This window comes from Streptomyces sp. NBC_00459 (genome assembly GCF_036013955.1).
Taxonomy (GTDB): domain Bacteria; phylum Actinomycetota; class Actinomycetes; order Streptomycetales; family Streptomycetaceae; genus Streptomyces.
Window position 1 is genome coordinate 6,981,554 of record NZ_CP107903.1, and the last position, 18,155, is coordinate 6,999,708.

The window sequence follows — 18,155 nt, forward strand, 5'->3', positions numbered from 1 at the left end:
CAAACGATCACCAGCGCCTGTAACAGTGGTTCGGTATCTCTCTTGCCTAGTTTCGTTTCTTTGCGGGCCGTTCTGTTCATTCACGAGTGCTCCCGGTCAAAGATCCATATTTCATCCAGGGAGCACGTCTGTGGCAGTCCTCGCACGCTGGTGTGTCAGGCACCGCCTCCTCGTCGTTCTGATCTGGCTCGCCGCCTTCGCCGGGGTGACCGCCGCCGCAGCCGTCGCGGGCTCGGCGTACTCGAACGACTACGAGGTCCCCGGCACCGAGTCGGGCCGCGCCACCCAGCTCCTGGAGAAAGGTTTCTCCGGGCTCGGTGGCGACACCGACACCGTCGTCTGGCACACCGCCTCGGGCACGGTCCGCGCCGCCGACGTCGAGCAGACGATGACCCGCACCCTGGACCGCATCGCCGACCTGCCCTCGGTGGCCTCGGTCGTCAGCCCCTACGAGGGCCGCGACACCGGCCGCATCAGCGCCGACGGGCGTACGGCCTACGCCACCGTCACCTTCGACAAGTCCGCCGAGGACATCGGCGAGGGCGAGGCGCGGGCCGTCGTCGACGTTGCCGAGTCGGCGCGTGCCGACGGGCTCCAGGTGGAGCTGGGCGGCAGCGCCATCGCGCTCACCGAGTCGTCCGGCGGCCACCTCGCCGAGGTCGTCGGGGTGGTCGTCGCGGCCGTCGTGCTGTTCCTCGCCTTCGGCTCGCTCGCCGCCTCGCTGCTGCCCATCGCCACCGCCCTGGTGAGCGTCGGCACGGCCTACGCCGCGATCGTGCTGCTCGGGCACGCGATGACCGTCGCCGACTTCGCGCCCATGCTCGGCATGCTGATCGGCCTCGGCGTGGGCATCGACTACGCGCTCTTCATCGTCACCAGACACCGGCGCGGCCTCAAGCGCGGCCTGTCCGTCACCGAGGCGGCCACCAATGCCGTCACGACCACGGGACGCGCCGTCGTCTTCGCGGGTGCGACCGTTTGCATCGCCCTGTTGGGGATGCTGATCCTGCGGCTGGGCTTCCTCAACGGGGTCGCGATCGCCGCCTCGCTGACGGTGGTCCTGACCGTCGCGGCCTCCGTGACCCTGCTCCCCGCCCTGCTGTCGTTCATCGGGCCGCGCGCCCTGAGCCGGCGCGAGCGGCGCAGGCTGGCCGGGCACGGGCCCGAGCCGGAGCTGCCCACCGGGTTCGCCGCCCGCTGGTCCGCCTTCGTCGAGCGCCACCCCAAGGTGCTCGGCGCCGCCGCCCTGGTCGTCGTCGCGCTGCTCGCCCTGCCCACCTTCTCGCTCCACCTCGGCACCTCCGACCAGGGAAACAACCCGAAGGAGACGACAACACGCCAGGCCTACGACCTCCTCGCCGACGGCTTCGGCCCAGGCGTCAACGGCCCGCTCACCCTGGTCACGCCCGTCTCCGACGCCGAGGACAAGCTCGTCCTCGACAACCTCGCCGCGACCCTCCGGACCACCGAGGGCGTCGCGTCGTCCTCGCCGGTCACCTACAGCGCCGACGGCTCCACCGGGTACCTCACCGTCGTACCGGAGTCCTCCCCGCAGTCCGCGCGGACCAGTGACCTGGTGGAGCGGCTGCGCGAGAAGGTGCTCCCGCGCGCGGAGACCGGCACCTCGCTCGACCTGCACGTCGGCGGGGTCACGGCGAGCTATGACGACTTCGCGGATGTGATCGTCGACAAGCTGCCGCTGTTCGTCGGTGTCGTGATCGGCCTCGGCTGTCTGCTGCTCCTGCTCGCGTTCCGCTCGATCGGCATCCCGCTCAAGGCCGCCGCGATGAACGTCGCCGCCGTCGCCTCCGCGTTCGGTGTCGTCGTCGCGATCTTCCAGTGGGGCTGGGGGAGCGAACTGCTGGGCCTCGGCAGCGCGGGCCCGATCGAGCCGTTCCTGCCGGTCATCATGGTCTCCGTCCTCTTCGGCCTCTCCATGGACTACCAGGTCTTCCTGGTCAGCCGGATGTACGAGGAGTGGCTGGAGACCGGCGACAACCGGCGGGCCGTCCGGGTCGGCCTCGCCGAGACCAGCCGCGTGATCAACTCTGCGGCGGTCATCATGATCTCCGTCTTCCTCGCCTTCGTCCTCTCCGGCGACCGCGTGATCGCCATGTTCGGCATCGCCCTGGCCGCCGCCGTCGCCCTCGACGCCTTCGTCCTGCGCACGCTCCTGGTGCCCGCGCTGATGCACCTGCTCGGCGGCGCCAACTGGTGGCTGCCCCGCTGGCTGGACAGGCGCCTGCCGCGCATCAGCATCGAGCCGCCCGAGTGCCGGAGCGCCGCCGCGCAATTGCCGGGCGTCGGGGAGGCCGCCCGTGCGAGCATTCCGGACGTACTCGACGTACTCGACATGGACGTCATGGACGTACTGGTGAAGGAGCGACCGCAGGATGTACGCGATATCCCTGGGTGACGACGGCGCGGAACTCCGGCCCCTGGAGCCCTGGCACGCCGAGGAGTTCCTCGCGCATCTCGACCGGGGGCGGGACTTCATCACCCGGCACGTCCCCTTCGGCATGAAGACCACGGACCTCGACTCCGCGCGGGACCAGCTCCAGCGGTACGCCGACCAGCGCGCCGCCGACACCGGGTCGCTGCACGGGATCTGGCTGGACGGGAAACTCGTCGGCGGGGTGCTGTTCCTCAACTTCAGCGCGGAGCAAGGCAACTGCGAGGTCGGCTGCTGGCTGGAGCCGGCCGGTACCGGACGCGGGCTGATCACGCGCGCGATGCGTGTCCTCATCGACTGGGCGATTGACGTACGTGGCATGCACCGTGTGGAGTGGCACGCGTCGTCCGTCAACGAAGCGAGCATCAACGTGGCGCGGCGACTGGGCATGAGCCGTGAGGCCCTGCTGCGGGAGAACTACCCGCACCGGGGTGTACGCGCGGACACCGAGATCTGGTCGGTACTCGCGCCCGAGTGGCGTGCCGCACGCGCGCGTGCCGCTCACAAGGAGCATTAAGGAACTTCTCAGACGACGTCCGTACGGTGCGAGGCATGGGAACCAAGACAGCAGACGAGACCGGCGCCGAGACCGGTACCGAGGCGAAGAGCGACGACGTGAAGAGCGGTAACGAGACGGTGGACATCACCAAGGACGAGCAGCCGGCGGAGGCCGCGGCCGAGACCGAGGTCGAGGTCCTGGGCGACGCGGACGAGTACGAGGGCGAGGACCTGACGGACCTCGACGAGGCGGAGCTCGCGGCCGAGAAGGAGGGCCCCTCCGGTGTGGGCCAGGGCGCTGCGGCCGTGGTGTCCGCCGTCCTCGGCTTCGTCTCGCTCACCGGCAGCTGGCTGGGCACGGTGGCGGGCGCGCGCGAGACGCTCGTCGGCCAGCTGGGGACCGCGTCCTCGGCGAGCGTCGCCACCCAGATCAAGGAGGTCTACGGCGACGCCTGGCAGACCACCGCGCTGTGGGGCGGCATCTTCGCGCTCCTCGGGCTGCTCGTCGGTGTCGCGGCCCTCGCCCGGCCCGCGTTCGGCGCCCCGGGCAAGCCGCAGCCGGTCTGGATCAAGTCGGTCTCCTGGGCGGGTGTCGCCCTCGGCATCCTCGGACTGCTCCTCGCGGTCCTGAAGTACACCGACGTACTGCTGGGCCTGCCCTCCGCGCCCTGACACGGGAGCGGAATCACCGCAGGTCATGAGGGGCCTTAGGCCGGTCGTAAGCACCTTACGACCCGTCCGGGGCCCCTCACCCGTTCCTAAGGCCCCCACCCCCTCGGAAGATGCGGAACTCTCCCGATGTGGCGGACCCCCCTGGGAGACGAAGGTTGGGACATCGCAGAAAGCGAAGACCGACCGAAGTCACCAGGACCCGAGGGGCATCACATGTTCGAGTACGAACTCCACCAGATCCGTTCCGCCGAGCTGCGCCGCGCCGCCGCGGACGAGCGCCTGGCCCGGGAAGCCGTCCGTGGCGCTCGTGCCGCCCGCCGCGAGGCAGCCGGCCCGGCCGCCGAGGGCGAGGTGCATACCGACCGCACCCGCAGGCACTGGTTCACCCGGGCCGCGTGAGCACCGGGGGACGGGCGGACGGTTCTCCCACGGCGGCGCTCCTCCCCGCGCACGCCGAGGCCGTCCGCCCCACGACCCACCACGGGCCGGTCGCCGTCACGGTGACCGGCCCGTCCCGCACGTCGTCCGTCGGCCCGGTCATCGGCCCGATAACCAGTCCCGCGATGTCAGAGCCCTGTGCGATGCTCTGGCCCGTGGAGACCAGGTCCGTCTGTCCGGTGTTCGTCGGTCGCGCCGATGAGTTGGGGGTGTTGCACGACGCGCTCGCCCGCGCCGCCACCGGTGAGCCGCAGGCGTTGCTGCTCGGTGGGGAAGCAGGGGTCGGCAAGACACGACTGGTCGAGGAGTTCGCCGAGGCGGCCTCCGGCCGGGGCGCTGTCGTCGCACTCGGCGGCTGCGTCGAGATCGGCGCCGACGGGCTGCCCTTCGCTCCCTTCTCCACAGCCCTGCGCGCCCTGCTCCGCGCGCTGCCCGACGAGTTGGCCGCCGCCGCTGCCGGGCAGGAGGAGGAACTGGCCAGGCTGCTGCCCGAGTTGGGCGAGACCGGCGCCGGACGGCACGACGAGGAGGGCATGGCCCGCCTCTTCGAACTCACCGCGCGCCTCCTGGAACGCGTCGCCGCCGACCGCACAGTCGTCGTCGCCCTCGAAGACCTCCACTGGGCCGACGCCTCCACCCGCCACCTCCTCGCCTACCTCTTCCGCACCCTGCGCACCGGCCGCCTCGTCGTCCTCGCCACCTACCGCGCCGACGACATCCACCGCCGCCACCCCCTGCGCCCCCTCCTCGCCGAACTGGACCGGCTGCGCACCGTCCGCCGCATCGAGCTGAGCCGCTTCAACCGCGCCGAAGTGGGCCGACAGATCGCCGGTATCCTCGCCGCCGAACCCGCACCGGCCCAGGTCGACGAGATCTTCGACCGTTCCGACGGCAACGCCTTCTTCGTCGAGGAACTCGCCGTCGCCGCCCACGAGGGCTGCCGCACCCGGCTCACCGACACCCTCCGGGACCTGCTCCTCGTACGCGTCGAAAGCCTGCCCGAGAGCGCCCAGCGGGTCGCCCGGATCGTCGCGGAGGGCGGCTCCACCGTCGAGTACCGGCTGCTCGCCGCCGTCGCCGGGCTCGCCGAGGACGACCTCATCGAGGCACTGCGCGCTGCGGTCGGCGCCAACCTCCTGCTCGCCACCCCGGCCGGCGACGGCTACCGCTTCCGCCACTCCCTGGTCCGCGAGGCCGTCGCCGACGACCTGCTCCCCGGCGAACGCTCCCGCCTCAACCGCCGCTACGCCGAGGCACTGGAGGCCGAGCCGACGCTCGTCCCCGCAGACCAACGCGCCATGCGCCTGGCCAGCTACTGGTACCACGCCCACGACCCGGCCAAGGCCCTCCCCGCCGTCCTGGACGCCTCGGTCACCGCCCGCCGCCGGTACGCGTACTCCGAGCAACTACGGCTCCTGGAACGGGCGATGGAGCTCTGGGACGCCGCCCCCGACGCCGTACGGGCGACCCTCCGCCCTGTCGACTACACCGAGATCTACCCGCCCTACGGCTGCGACTCGGCCCCCACCGCCCTGCGCTACCTCGACCTCATGGCCGAGGCCGCCGTCGCGGGCCGGCTGTGCGGGGAGCGCGAACGCGCACTGAAGATCATCAAGCGGGCGCTGCACCTCCTGGAGGACGACGGCGACCCGCTGCGCGCCGCCTGGTTCTGGTGCCAGCGTTCCCGTCTGGTCCAGGCCCAGTCGCGAGGCGACGGCTGGAAGGAACTCGGCACGGCCCAGGAACTCGTACGCGGTCTGCCGCCCTCGGAGGTGCACGCCGAGGTCCTGGCCAATGTCGCCGCCTGGTCGATGCTGCACTCGCCCGGCCCCGACGCCCTCGCCGCCGCCGAACAGGCGGTCGAGTACGCCCGCATGGTGGGCGCCCACGAGACCGAGCTGCACGCCCGTCTCACCCACGGCGGACTCCTGATCGACGCCGGTGCCACGGAGACCGGGTTCGCGGAGATGCGCGCGGTCAAGGAACAGTCGGTCGCGGAGAACATCTTCTTCGTCGCCGGACGCGCCTATGTCAATCTTCCCAGTGGGCTCGAGTCGGTCGGCCGTTCCCGGGACTCCGTCCCCATCCTGGAGGAGGGCATCGCCTACACCCGCAGGTTCGGCCTGCTGGACTCCGAGGCCTGGGTGTGGGGCAACCTCTCCCAGTCGCTGTACTCGCTCGGACGTTGGGACGCCGCCGCCGACGCCGCGACCAACGCGCTGCGCCGGGGCCACAGCACCAAGCCACAGGGAGGCGGCGCCATCTGCCTGGCCCAGCTCGCCCTGGACCGGGGCGACCTGCCCGAGGCCACGCGCCAACTGGCCACCGCGCACGAGCACTTCGGCACCCACGACCCCATGCCCCAGCACGACCTGCTGCTCGCCCTGGTCACCATCGGTGTCGCCGCCGCCGAGGGCCGCCTCCTCGACGCCCGCACCGAACTGGGCCATGTCCTGGACACCGGCTTCCCGCCGGGCACCCACCGCTACGGCTGGCCCTTGCTCCTCGCCGCCGTCACCGCGGAGGCCGACGCCCGCGCCCTGCCCACCGTCGCGGCGGGCCGCGCCGAGATACTCGAACGCATCCGCGACACCGCCAAGAAGCTCACCACGGGCGCCCCCGTCTGGCTCGCCCACGAGCAGTGGGTCCGCGCCGAACTCCAGCGCGCCGACGGCACCGCCACCTCCGACACCTGGTCGCGGCTCGTCACCGCCTTCGAGGCCCTGGACCGCCCGTACGACCTCGCCCGGGTCCGCCACCGCCTCGCCGAGGCCCTGCTGACGGACGGCGCCGAGCCCGACGACCGCGACCGGGCGACCGAACTCCTCCGGCTGTCCGCCACCGTCGCCGACCACCTGGGCGCCCGCCCGCTCGCCGACGCCGTCACCCTCCTCGCCCAACGCGCCCGCCTCACCCCGACCCGCACTCCCGGTCCGGCCCGCCCCACGGCGGACCCGGTGGAGTCCCTGGGCCTGACCAGCCGCGAACGGGACGTCCTGCGTCTGGTCTCCGCAGGCCGCACCAACCGCCAGATCGCCGAGGAACTCTTCATCTCGCCGAAGACGGCGAGCGTCCACGTCTCCAACATCCTGGCCAAACTGGGCGTCTCGGGCCGGGGAGAGGCGGCGGCGCTGGCCCACCGGCTGGGGCTGTTCCCACCGGGGGCGGTTTCCGCCAGGACGGTCGGGTGAGGGCGAGAGTTACGCTGCAGGGGACCCAGGCCCACGGGAGGCCCCGTGTTCAACATGTTCGAGGAGCTCTTCGCACCGGGACGCAAGCACACCCGCGACGAGCAGAACCGCCTGGAGCTGACCCGCGAGGACGTCGGTGACGGCGACCCCGGACGCGGCCCGATAGACCTCGCGTCCGGAAAGGTCGTCGTGCGCCCGTCCGAGCAACCGGGTCGGCCGGACCGCGCCGATCAGCCAGAACGGACTGATCGGCCGGAACGGACTGATCAGCGTGAACGGACTGATCCTCCTCACGTCACCTGAAGCTCCAGAATCCGGTCGTCCCCGCCCTCCGGGGACCCCCTGCCGTCCGTCTCGCTCGTCACCAGCCACAACTTGTCGCCGCCCGCGGACACGACCGTACGGAGCCTGCCGTACTCGCCCTCCAGGAACGCCTGCGGGTCGGCCGAGGTCTCCGTGCCCTTCAGAGGGACGCGCCAAAGGCGCTGGCCCTTCAGCCCCGCCATCCATATCGAGCCCTCGGCGTAGGCGACGCCGCTGGGGGACGCGTCGTCCGTGTGCCACTGGGCGACGGGGTTGTGGAACGCGTCGTCGTCGCTGTCGCCCTCCGCCTCGGGCCAGCCGTAGTTGTCGCCCGGCTTGATCTGGTTCAGCTCGTCCCAGGTGTCCTGGCCGAACTCCGAGGCGAACAGCCGCTGCTTCGAGTCCCAGGCGAGGCCCTGCACATTGCGGTGGCCGTAGGAGTACACCGGGGAGTCGGGGAAGGGGTTGCCCGGGGCCGGTTCGCCCTCCGGGGTCAGGCGCAGGATCTTGCCGCCCAGGGAGTCCTTGTCCTGGGCCAGCCCGGTGTCGCCGCTCTCGCCCGTGCCCGCGTACAGCATTCTGTCCGGGCCGAAGGCGATCCGGCCGCCGTTGTGGATGTAGCCCTTCGGGATGCCCCGGAAGACCGTGTTCGGGGCGCCCAGCTGCTCGCCCGACGGCTTCTCCTCCTCGTACAGCATGCGGGCGATGCGGTTGTCCGACTCCGTCGTGAAGTACGCGTAGACCATGTGGTCCGACGCGAAGGAAGGGGACAGCGCGAGGCCCAGCAGACCGCCCTCACCGGCCGCCGAGACGCCCGGCACCTCGCCCACCTCGGTCTTCTTCCCCGTCTCCGTGTCGATCCGGGTGATCGTGCCCTCGTCACGGGAGGAGACCAGCAGATCGCCGTCCGGCAGCGGGGCCAGGCCCCAGGGGGACTTCAGGCCCTCGGTGACCGTGCGCACCACCTTCACCGAGCCCTTGGCCGGCGGGGCCTCCTCGGCCGCCTGCGCCGGGGACGACGACTGCGGGCTCGTACGTCCCGGCGACGCACCGCCGTCGCCGCCCGAGCCGCTTCCTCCTCCCTCGTCGGAGGAGCAGCCGGCCGTGAGCAGGAGCGTGGCCGCGGCCAGTACGGCCGTCACAGCTCTACGTTGCACGATCATGGTCCCTTCGACGCGGCGGGTTCTCCTTGTGATACACCGCTCGCGCCTCGCGAGTTCCCGATCCGCACAGCCTGATTCCGGGCAGCCTGATTCCGGCCTCAGTCCCAGGATCCCTGCGCCCTGGGCAGTCCCGCCACCTCGGCCAGATCCGCCGCCGTCAGCCGCAGCCGTGCCGCCCCCGCGTTCTCGGCCACCCACCGTTCCTGCTTCGCCCCGGGTACGGGCACCACGTGCCGGCCCTGCGCGAGTACCCACGCCAGCGCCACCTGGGCCGGGGTGACCCCCGGGCCGATCCGTGCCGCCACCCGGCGCAGGCCCGCCACGATCGGCTGGTTCGCGGCCATCATGTCGGCCGTGAAGCGGGGGTGGCGGGCGCGGATGTCCTCCGGCTCGAAGCCCTCGCCCGGGGTCAGCGTCCCGGTCAGGAAGCCGTTGCCCAGGGGCATCGCCGCCAGGAAGCCGATCCCGCGCGCCGCGCACCACGGCAGCAGCGTGTCCAGCGCCTCCCTCGACCACACCGACAGCTCGGCCTGCACCGCGCTGACCGGAAACACCTGCTGCACCCGCTCCAGCTGGCGGATCGTCGCGTCGTGCAGCCGCGCCCCCGGCCGGCGCCCGGACCGCGCGCCCATCGCGGACAGCCCCAACGCCCTCACCTTTCCCGCCCGTACGAGTTCCGCCAACGCGCCCCAGGTCTCCTCGACGGGTACCTCCGGGTCCGCGCGGTGCAGTTGGTACAGGTCGATGACGTCCGTCTGGAGGCGGCGCAGCGAGGCGTCGCACGCCCGTTTCACGTATCCCGGGCGGCCGTTGGCCACGATGTGCTGATCGCCCACCAGCAGACCGACCTTCGTCGACAGGAAGGCGTCCCGGCGCCGTTCCCTCAACGCCCGTCCCACCAGCAGCTCGTTGGTGAACGGTCCGTACATGTCGGCGGTGTCCAGGAGCGTCGAGCCCTCGTCCAGGGCCCGGTGCACGGCCCGCACCGACTCCTCGCCATGCCGCCGGGAGGCGCTGTACGCCCAGGTCATCGGCATGCACCCGAGGCCGACGGCCCCCACTTCGAGCGCCGCCGCGCCGATCGTCCTGCGCTCCACCTGGTCGTGAACCTCTCTCTCCCTGCCCCTCAAACCTAACCTCTGTACGCACAGGGGTTCGCCTACGCTCGTGACCATGACTGCTGACGTGTGGCTCCCCATCCCGCCGGAGGAGATCGAGGGCCTGCCCGAAGGACCCGACTACCTCTTCTGGAACGGCGATCACGACTACCCCGGGGACCCGGCCGACTGCGCTTTCTACGTCGTGCCGTACATGAAGTCCGTGGAGGTGTGCGTACGTCCGCTGCCGGAGATGACCGGCGTCCAGGTGATGCAGACGCTGTCCGCGGGCGTCGACAACGTTCAGCCCGGGCTCAGGCATCTGCGCCCGGGCGTGCAGCTGTGCAACGCGCGCGGTGTGCACGAGGCGAGTACCGGTGAGCTGACCCTCGCCCTGATCCTGGCCTCGCTGCGCGGCATCCCGGACTTCGTGCGGGCGCAGGACAAGGGGGAGTGGCGGGGCGGGTTCCGGCCGGCGCTCGCCGACAAATCCGCCCTCATCGTCGGCTACGGGGCGATCGGCGCCGCCATCGAGGACCGGCTCGCGCCCTTCGAGCTCGCGCGGGTGGCGCGCGTCGCGCGCTCTGAGCGCACCACGGCGCGCGGACCGGTGCATCCGCTCACCGAACTGCCCGCCCTGCTGCCCGAAGCCGACATCGTGATCCTCGCGACACCCCTCACCGATCAGACAAGAGGGCTGGTGAACGCTGATTTCCTGGCGCGCATGAAGGACGGCGCACTGCTCGTGAACGTGGCCCGCGGGCCCGTCGTCGACACCAAGGCACTCCTCGCCGAGCTGGAGTCCGGGCGCCTCACGGCAGCCCTCGACGTCACCGATCCGGAGCCGCTGCCTCCGGGACACCCCTTGTGGCAGGCGCCCGGCGTGCTCATCAGCCCACATGTCGGCGGCCCGACGTCCGCGTTCCGGCCCCGGGCCGAGAGACTGCTGGTGGACCAGTTGAGTCGTTTCATGAACCAGGAGCCGTTGCGGAACGTGATCCTTACTACGGGGGCGGTGCACGCGTAGTCCGCTTCGAGCACCCTCCGCATTCCCTCGTATGCGGGGTGTGTCGCCGTCGCCGTCGGCCGTCACGGAGAGTAGAGGAACTATGTCCCTGAGTGACGAGACTGGTGTATCGTCCCGACAGGGGCTGCGCCGCGAACCGTTCGGCGCCGGGGATGGACATTGCAGACTGTGAGGGGGGCGACGGGCGATGCACGGCCTATGGACGAACGATCCGACGCGGCGGGGCCGCCGACGGCGACCCTGGCGCACGACCGCGCACAGACGCGGCCACAGCAGCCATCATCAGCACCGCCGGCACAGCGGTCGCCGGAGGCACACCCACACCGCGACCCCGGCATCCGCAGCACACCCGGCGCGGCGGGACGCACGGGACACGGTCGCGATTCGGGCCCGGGGTGTCCGGTGAGTTCCCCCGGGGCACTGCTGACCCGCCGACCGGCCCTCGGTGGCGGGACGAACCTGGTCTCGCAGCTCGTACTGGCCCTGGTGTGCGCGGGATACGCCGTCGGTTCCGCGCTCGGCTGGGGCTCCCCCCGACTCGCCCTGATCATGGGCGACTTCGGCCTGAGCATCGCGGCGGCCACCGCGGCCGTCTCCTGCTTCCTCTACGCCCGCCGCCGGATCCGCTTTCGACCCGCCTGGCTGCTGTTCGCGCTGTCGTCCGCCATGGCCGCCCTGGGCAACCTCGTCTGGGGCTGGTACGAGGTCGTCCTCGACCGGGACGTACCCAGCCCCAGCTATGCGGACATGTTCTTCCTGTGCTTCGCCCCGCCCGCCATCGTGGGACTCCTGGTCCTCGCCAAGCGACCGGTGACGAAGGCCGGCTGGGTCTGCATGGTCCTGGACGCCTGGCTGATCGGCGGCTCGCTGCTCACCCTGTCCTGGAGTCTCGCCCTGGCGCAGGCGGCGAAGGCCGACGGGCCGAGCGTCGCGCACACCGCGCTGTCGCTGGCCTACCCGCTGCTCGACATCGCCCTCGTCAGCATGGTCCTCGCGCTGCACTTCCGGCGCTTCACCGTGAACCGGTCCGCCGCGAACACCGCGATCGGCGCGCTCGCCCTGACCGTGTGCTGCGACGCTCTGTTCACCTCGCCCCTGATGCACAACAACTACCGCTCGGGTCAGCTGCTCGACGCGGGCTGGTTCGCGGGCTCGCTGCTGCTGGCGTACGCCCCGTGGGTCGGCTCCGGGCGCGGCGGCCCGGGCGAGTCCGACGGGCACACGCGCGTGGTGCACGAACACCGCCCCGGGCGGCAGCACCCGGGCAGGCCCGAGGGACAACGGCCCCTACCCCGTCAGGGCCGGGCGCCCGCCACCGGGCAGGGGCATCCGCCCGCACCGGGAGGCGAACACAGCAGGTATCCGGCCACCCGGCCCATCACCGGTTCCCTTGCCGCGCTCACGCCGTATCTCGCCGCGGCCGTGTGCACGCTGGGCGTCCTCTACAACGTTCTCAACGGCCGCAGCCCCGACCGCGTGGTGCTCATCACCGCGGGTGGCGTCGTCCTCGCGCTGGTCGTGCGGCAGGGCATCATGCTGCTCGACAACATCACCCTCACCCAGGAACTGGCCCAGAAGGAGAACCACTTCCGTTCCCTGGTCCAGGGCTCCAGCGACGTCATCATGATCGCCGCTCCGAACGGGATCCTGCGGTACGTCAGCCCGGCCGCGGCCGGGGTCTACGGACGGTCCGCGGAGGACCTCGTCGGCACCGAACTGGCCCATCTCATCCACCCGGAGGACCTGGGCTGCGTGGTGCACGAGGTGCGCCGCTTCCTCGCCGCCAGCCCCGACGACGAACCCACCACCCGTATCGAGTGCCGCTTCAAGGCCGGCGGCGGGGGCACCTCCCGCTCGGGCGAGGCCGAGAGCGGGGGAGGCTGGCTGAACGTCGAGTCCACCGTCAACCGGCACCACGGCGGCCTCATCTTCAACAGCCGGGACGTCACCGAACGGGTGCGGCTCCAGGCCCAGTTGCAGCACAACGCCGAACACGACCCGCTCACCGACCTGCCCAACCGCGCGCTGTTCACCCAGCGCGTGCAGCAGGCCCTGTCCGGCCGCCGCTCCACCGACCGCGGCACGGCCGTCCTCTTCATCGACCTCGACGGCTTCAAGGCCGTCAACGACACGATCGGCCACCAGGCCGGGGACGAACTGCTCGTCCAGGCCGCCCGCAGACTCCAGGACGCGGTCCGCTACGGGGACACCGCCTCCCGCCTCGGCGGTGACGAGTTCGCCGCCCTGATCGTCGGCGACGGCACCCGGGACCGTGCCGCGCGCGAACGCCACATAGGGGAACTGGCCGACAGGCTGCGACTCACCCTCTCGCAGCCCTACGACATCGACGGCAACGATGTCCGGGTCAACGCCTCGATCGGCGTCGCCTTCGCCGAGCCCGGCCTCGGCGCGGGCGAACTGCTGCGCAACGCCGACCTGGCGATGTACCGGGCCAAGGCCTCCGGCAAGGGCCGCGTCGAGCTCTACGCCCCCCAGATGCAGCAGGACGTCGTACGGAAGGCGGAGCTGGCCACGCGTCTGCGTGCCGCCCTGCACGACGGCGAGTTCGCGCTGCTGCACCAGCCCGTGGTGGAGCTGGAGAGCGGGCGGATCACCTCGGTCTCCGCCCAGGCGCGCTGGCGCTCCTCCCAGGGAGTGCTCTTCACGCCCGCCGAGTTCCTGCGCGTCACCGAGGACAGCGACAAGACGGCCGAGCTGGACCGCTGGATGCTGGAGGAGGCCGTCGAACAGGCCGCCGAACGCGCCGCGACCGGGCTCGCCGTACCCGTCGCCGTCCGGATGAGCGCCCGGCGGCTCCTCGACCGCTCGCTGCCCCTCGGGTCGATCGAGACCCTGCTGACCCGCCACGGGCTCCCCACCGGCGCCCTGGAGATCGAACTGGCGGACACCGACCCCCGGATCTCCCTGGACGAGCTGGAGCGCCGGCTGAACGCCTTCAGATGCCTCGGCGTACGGATCGCGCTGGACGGCTTCGGCAGCGGCTACGCGCCGATCACGGCACTGCGGCGGCTCCCCGTCGACGTGCTGAAACTCGACCGCGGTCTGGTCGAGGGCGTCGTCGAGTCCACGCGGCTGCACAAGATCACCAGCGGGCTGCTCAGAATCGCGGGCGACCTCGGGCTCCCGTCCGTGGCCGACGGCGTGGATCTGCCGGAGCAGGTGATCGCCCTGCGCGCGATGGGCTGCACGCACGGGCAGGGCATGGCCTTCTCCGGGCCGCTGGACGAGTACCGGCTGCGCCGGGCCCTGTCCACAGGCCGCTATCCGGTGCCGAACGGTCCGGCCGAGCCCGCGTTCGCGGGCGGCGGCAGCGGGGTGTACACAAGTACAGGTGTGCCCGCTGTTTTCGGAGGCGGAACAGCCCTCCGTTCACATAATGAGACTCCCGTCCCACCCACTTGACAGTCGGTGTGTGCCGGGGGGAGGGTCGACCCCATGCGCACCCGAATTCTCGTACTTGGAAAGCGCGTCGGCTGACGCTGGTGAACGTTTCGGACGGACCCGGAACTCCCAGCGACCGCACCCGGCGCGCTCCCCTCGCTTGCCTCACGGCACGAGGGGTTTTTTGTTGCACCGGTATCGGTCGAACAGCGACGCAACCGCAACGCACACCGCACAAACCTCGCAAAAACCCTCAGCATCGAGAAGAGAATGCCGATGACCGAGCAGGCCACCGGGGCCCATCACCCGCAGCCGCGGCCCCGTTCCGGAGGACAGCAGTCCGCCCCCGAGCACGTCACGGGTGCGAAGTCCCTCATCCGCTCGCTTGAGGAGGTCGGGGCCGAGACGGTATTCGGCATTCCCGGGGGCACCATCCTGCCGGCGTACGACCCGATGATGGACTCCACGCGGGTGCGCCACGTGCTGGTCCGCCACGAGCAGGGCGCCGGCCACGCGGCCACCGGTTACGCGCAGGCCACCGGCAAGGTCGGCGTCTGCATGGCGACCAGCGGCCCCGGCGCCACCAACCTGGTGACCCCGATCGCCGACGCGCACATGGACTCGGTGCCGCTCGTGGCGATCACCGGGCAGGTCGTGTCCAAGGCGATCGGCACGGACGCCTTCCAGGAGGCGGACATCGTCGGCATCACCATGCCGATCACCAAGCACAGCTTCCTGGTCACCAAGGCGGAGGACATCCCCCGGGCGATCGCGGAGGCGTTCCACATCGCCTCCACCGGCCGCCCGGGCCCGGTCCTGGTCGACATCCCCAAGGACATCCTCCAGGCCCAGACCGTCTTCCAGTGGCCGCCGGTCACCGACCTGCCCGGCTACCGTCCGGTGACCAAGCCGCACGCCAAGCAGATCCGCGAGGCGGCCAAGCTGATCACCGCCGCCAAGCGGCCGGTCCTCTACGTCGGCGGCGGTGTCATCAAGGCCCAGGCCACCGCCGAGCTGAAGGTCCTCGCAGAACTCACCGGAGCGCCCGTCACCACCACCCTGATGGCGCTCGGCGCATTCCCCGACAGCCACCCGCTGCACGTGGGAATGCCGGGCATGCACGGTGCGGTCACCGCCGTCACCGCGCTGCAGAAGGCCGACCTGATCGTCGCCCTCGGAGCCCGCTTCGACGACCGTGTCACCGGCAAGCTGTCCAGCTTCGCCCCGCACGCCAAGATCGTCCACGCCGACATCGACCCGGCGGAGATCGGCAAGAACCGCGCCGCCGACGTCCCGATCGTCGGGGACGCCCGCGAGGTCATCGCCGACCTGGTCCAGGCCGTCCAGAAGGAGCACAGCGAGGGCCACGCCGGCGACTACACCGCCTGGTGGAAGGACCTCAACCGCTGGCGCGAGACCTACCCGCTGGGTTACGAGCAGCCCGACAACGGCTCGCTCTCCCCGCAGCAGGTCATCGAGCGCATCGGACAGCTCGCCCCCGAGGGCACGATCTTCACGGCGGGCGTCGGCCAGCACCAGATGTGGGCCGCGCACTACATCCAGTACGAGAAGCCCGCGACCTGGCTGAACTCCGGCGGCGCCGGAACGATGGGGTACGCGGTCCCGGCCGCGATGGGTGCCAAGGCCGGCGCCCCGGACCGTACGGTCTGGGCGATCGACGGCGACGGCTGCTTCCAGATGACCAACCAGGAACTCACCACCTGCGCGCTCAACAACATCCCGATCAAGGTCGCCATCATCAACAACGGCGCCCTCGGGATGGTCCGCCAGTGGCAGACCCTGTTCTACAACCAGCGCTACTCCAACACCGTGCTGCACTCCGGGCCGGACGACGTCAATCCGGCGGCCAGGGGCACCCGTGTCCCCGACTTCGTCAAGCTGTCCGAGGCGATGGGCTGCTACGCGATCCGCTGCGAGTCCCCCGACGACCTCGACAAGGTCATCGAGGAGGCGAACTCGATCAACGACCGCCCCGTCGTGATCGACTTCATCGTCCACGAGGACGCCATGGTGTGGCCGATGGTCGCCGCCGGCACCTCGAACGACGAGATCATGGCCGCCCGGGACGTCCGCCCCGACTTCGGCGACAACGAAGACGACTGAGCGAGAGAGACGTAAAGAGACATGTCCAAGCACACCCTCTCCGTCCTCGTCGAGAACAAGCCAGGTGTCCTCGCCCGGATCACCGCACTGTTCTCCCGGCGCGGCTTCAACATCGACTCGCTCGCCGTCGGCGTCACCGAGCACCCCGAGATCTCCCGCATCACCATCGTGGTCAACGTGATCGAGGCGCTCCCCCTCGAACAGGTCACCAAGCAGCTCAACAAGCTCGTCAACGTGCTGAAGATCGTCGAACTGGAATCCGGCTCGGCCGTTCAGCGTGAACTCGTTCTGGTGAAGGTGCGCGCGGACAACGAGACGCGTTCCCAGATCGTCGAGATCGTCCAGCTGTTCCGCGCCAAGACGGTCGACGTCTCCCCGGAGGCCGTCACCATCGAGGCCACCGGCAGCAGCGACAAGCTGTCCGCGATGCTCAAGATGCTGGAGCCGTACGGCATCAAGGAACTGGTGCAGTCCGGCACCATCGCGATCGGCCGCGGCGCGCGCTCGATCACGGACCGGTCGCTGCGCGCCCTCGACCGGTCGGCGTAACAGCGTCGAGCCCGGCGGATTCGGGCGGTCGGGTGATACCGGCCGCCCGTATACCGAGACCCCCGAACCTCACTTCCGCCCGCCGTCATACGGTGGGACGCAACACCTGCACCCAAGGAGAGAACCCAAAGTGGCCGAGCTGTTCTACGACGCCGACGCCGACCTGTCCATCATCCAGGGCCGCAAGGTCGCGGTCATCGGTTACGGCAGCCAGGGCCACGCCCACGCGCTGTCGCTCCGTGACTCTGGTGTCGACGTCCGCGTCGGTCTGCACGAGGGCTCCAAGTCCAAGGCGAAGGCCGAGGAGCAGGGCCTGCGCGTGGTGACCCCCGCCGAGGCCGCCGCCGAGGCCGACGTCATCATGATCCTCGTCCCGGACCCGATCCAGGCCCAGGTCTACGAGGAGTCCATCAAGGACAACCTCAACCAGGGCGACGCGCTGTTCTTCGGCCACGGCCTGAACATCCGCTTCGACTTCATCAAGCCCCCGGCCGGCATCGACGTCTGCATGGTCGCCCCCAAGGGTCCGGGCCACCTCGTCCGTCGCCAGTACGAGGAGGGCCGCGGCGTTCCGTGTATCGCGGCCGTCGAGCAGGACGCGACCGGCAACGCCTTCGCGCTGGCCCTGTCGTACGCCAAGGGCATCGGCGGCACCCGCGCCGGCGTCATCAAGACCACGTTCACCGAGGAGACCGAGACCGACCTGTTCGGTGAGCAGGCCGTTCTCTGCGGTGGCACGGCCGCGCTGGTCAAGGCCGGTTTCGAGACGCTGACCGAGGCCGGCTACCAGCCGGAGATCGCGTACTTCGAGTGCCTGCACGAGCTGAAGCTGATCGTCGACCTCATGTACGAGGGCGGCCTGGAGAAGATGCGCTGGAGCGTCTCCGAGACCGCCGAGTGGGGCGACTACGTCACCGGTCCCCGCATCATCACGGACGCCACCAAGGCCGAGATGAAGAAGGTCCTCGCCGAGATCCAGGACGGCACCTTCGCGCGTGAGTGGATGGCCGAGTACCACGGCGGTCTGAAGAAGTACAACGAGTACAAGTCCCAGGACGAGAAGAGCCTCCTGGAGACCACGGGCAAGGAGCTGCGCAAGCTCATGTCCTGGGTCGACGACGAGGCGTAGGTCTTCGGGGGATGGGGCCGCGGCGGATGCTGCGGCCCCATTGCCGAACCCCGGGTAAGGCCTTGTCCGCGCTGACCGGCCACGGATGAGTGATCCTTCCGCAGGGGCGG

General features: G+C 70.8%; 13 protein-coding genes. 11 read left to right on the forward strand and 2 right to left on the reverse strand.

The genetic code is table 11. The features are described from left to right. The first annotated feature begins 130 nt into the window (after positions 1-130). The 6 genes from OHN74_RS30995 to OHN74_RS31020 all read left to right on the forward strand — a co-directional run bounded on the left by OHN74_RS30995 (position 131) and on the right by OHN74_RS31020 (position 7,554). The gene (locus tag OHN74_RS30995) at positions 131-2,416 is read left to right on the forward strand and encodes an MMPL family transporter (RefSeq protein WP_327697867.1); all 2,286 of its coding nucleotides are present in this window, start codon (positions 131-133) and stop codon (positions 2,414-2,416) included. Continuing rightward, entirely contained in the window at positions 2,394-2,969 is a 576-nt protein-coding gene (locus OHN74_RS31000) for a GNAT family N-acetyltransferase (RefSeq protein ID WP_327697868.1), read from the forward strand. Before OHN74_RS30995 ends, OHN74_RS31000 begins: the two co-directional genes overlap by 23 nt. Before the next feature lie 35 nt (positions 2,970-3,004). Then, the gene (locus tag OHN74_RS31005; protein ID WP_327697869.1) at positions 3,005-3,622 is read left to right on the forward strand and encodes a hypothetical protein; all 618 of its coding nucleotides are present in this window, start codon (positions 3,005-3,007) and stop codon (positions 3,620-3,622) included. A 213-nt stretch (positions 3,623-3,835) separates the two neighbouring features. Next, complete coding sequence (locus OHN74_RS31010; RefSeq protein ID WP_327697870.1) at positions 3,836-4,021, forward strand: hypothetical protein; 186 nt, start codon at positions 3,836-3,838, stop codon at positions 4,019-4,021. Positions 4,022-4,203: 182 nt separating this feature from the next. Then, a complete protein-coding gene (locus tag OHN74_RS31015; RefSeq protein WP_327700344.1) occupies positions 4,204-7,251 on the forward strand; it encodes a helix-turn-helix transcriptional regulator in 3,048 nt (1,015 codons plus the stop codon). 45 nt (positions 7,252-7,296) lie between these two features. After that, a complete protein-coding gene (locus OHN74_RS31020) occupies positions 7,297-7,554 on the forward strand; it encodes a DUF6191 domain-containing protein (protein ID WP_327697871.1) in 258 nt (85 codons plus the stop codon). Here the strand turns inward: OHN74_RS31020 and OHN74_RS31025 are convergent. After that, the gene (locus OHN74_RS31025) at positions 7,542-8,717 is read right to left on the reverse strand and encodes a PQQ-dependent sugar dehydrogenase (protein WP_327697872.1); all 1,176 of its coding nucleotides are present in this window, start codon (positions 8,715-8,717) and stop codon (positions 7,542-7,544) included. The genes OHN74_RS31020 and OHN74_RS31025 overlap by 13 nt on opposite strands. 98 nt (positions 8,718-8,815) lie before the next feature. After that, the gene (locus OHN74_RS31030) at positions 8,816-9,814 is read right to left on the reverse strand and encodes an aldo/keto reductase (RefSeq protein WP_327697873.1); all 999 of its coding nucleotides are present in this window, start codon (positions 9,812-9,814) and stop codon (positions 8,816-8,818) included. Positions 9,815-9,890: 76 nt separating this feature from the next. Here OHN74_RS31030 and OHN74_RS31035 point away from each other — a divergent pair, with 76 nt between their 5' ends. The 5 genes from OHN74_RS31035 to ilvC all read left to right on the forward strand — a co-directional run bounded on the left by OHN74_RS31035 (position 9,891) and on the right by ilvC (position 18,045). After that, positions 9,891-10,841, forward strand: coding sequence for a 2-hydroxyacid dehydrogenase (locus OHN74_RS31035; RefSeq protein WP_327697874.1), 951 nt, complete (start codon positions 9,891-9,893; stop codon positions 10,839-10,841). 402 nt (positions 10,842-11,243) lie between these two features. Next, positions 11,244-14,264, forward strand: coding sequence for a putative bifunctional diguanylate cyclase/phosphodiesterase (locus tag OHN74_RS31040; protein WP_327697875.1), 3,021 nt, complete (start codon positions 11,244-11,246; stop codon positions 14,262-14,264). Between the two features lie 255 nt (positions 14,265-14,519). Next, positions 14,520-16,367 (forward strand): acetolactate synthase large subunit, encoded by a 1,848-nt coding sequence (locus OHN74_RS31045; protein ID WP_327697876.1) that lies wholly within the window; start codon positions 14,520-14,522, stop codon positions 16,365-16,367. Positions 16,368-16,388: 21 nt separating this feature from the next. Beyond that, positions 16,389-16,916, forward strand: coding sequence for an acetolactate synthase small subunit (gene ilvN / locus OHN74_RS31050; RefSeq protein WP_053739835.1), 528 nt, complete (start codon positions 16,389-16,391; stop codon positions 16,914-16,916). Positions 16,917-17,046: 130 nt separating this feature from the next. Further along, the gene (gene ilvC, locus OHN74_RS31055; RefSeq protein WP_327697877.1) at positions 17,047-18,045 is read left to right on the forward strand and encodes a ketol-acid reductoisomerase; all 999 of its coding nucleotides are present in this window, start codon (positions 17,047-17,049) and stop codon (positions 18,043-18,045) included. The last annotated feature ends 110 nt before the right edge of the window (positions 18,046-18,155 follow it).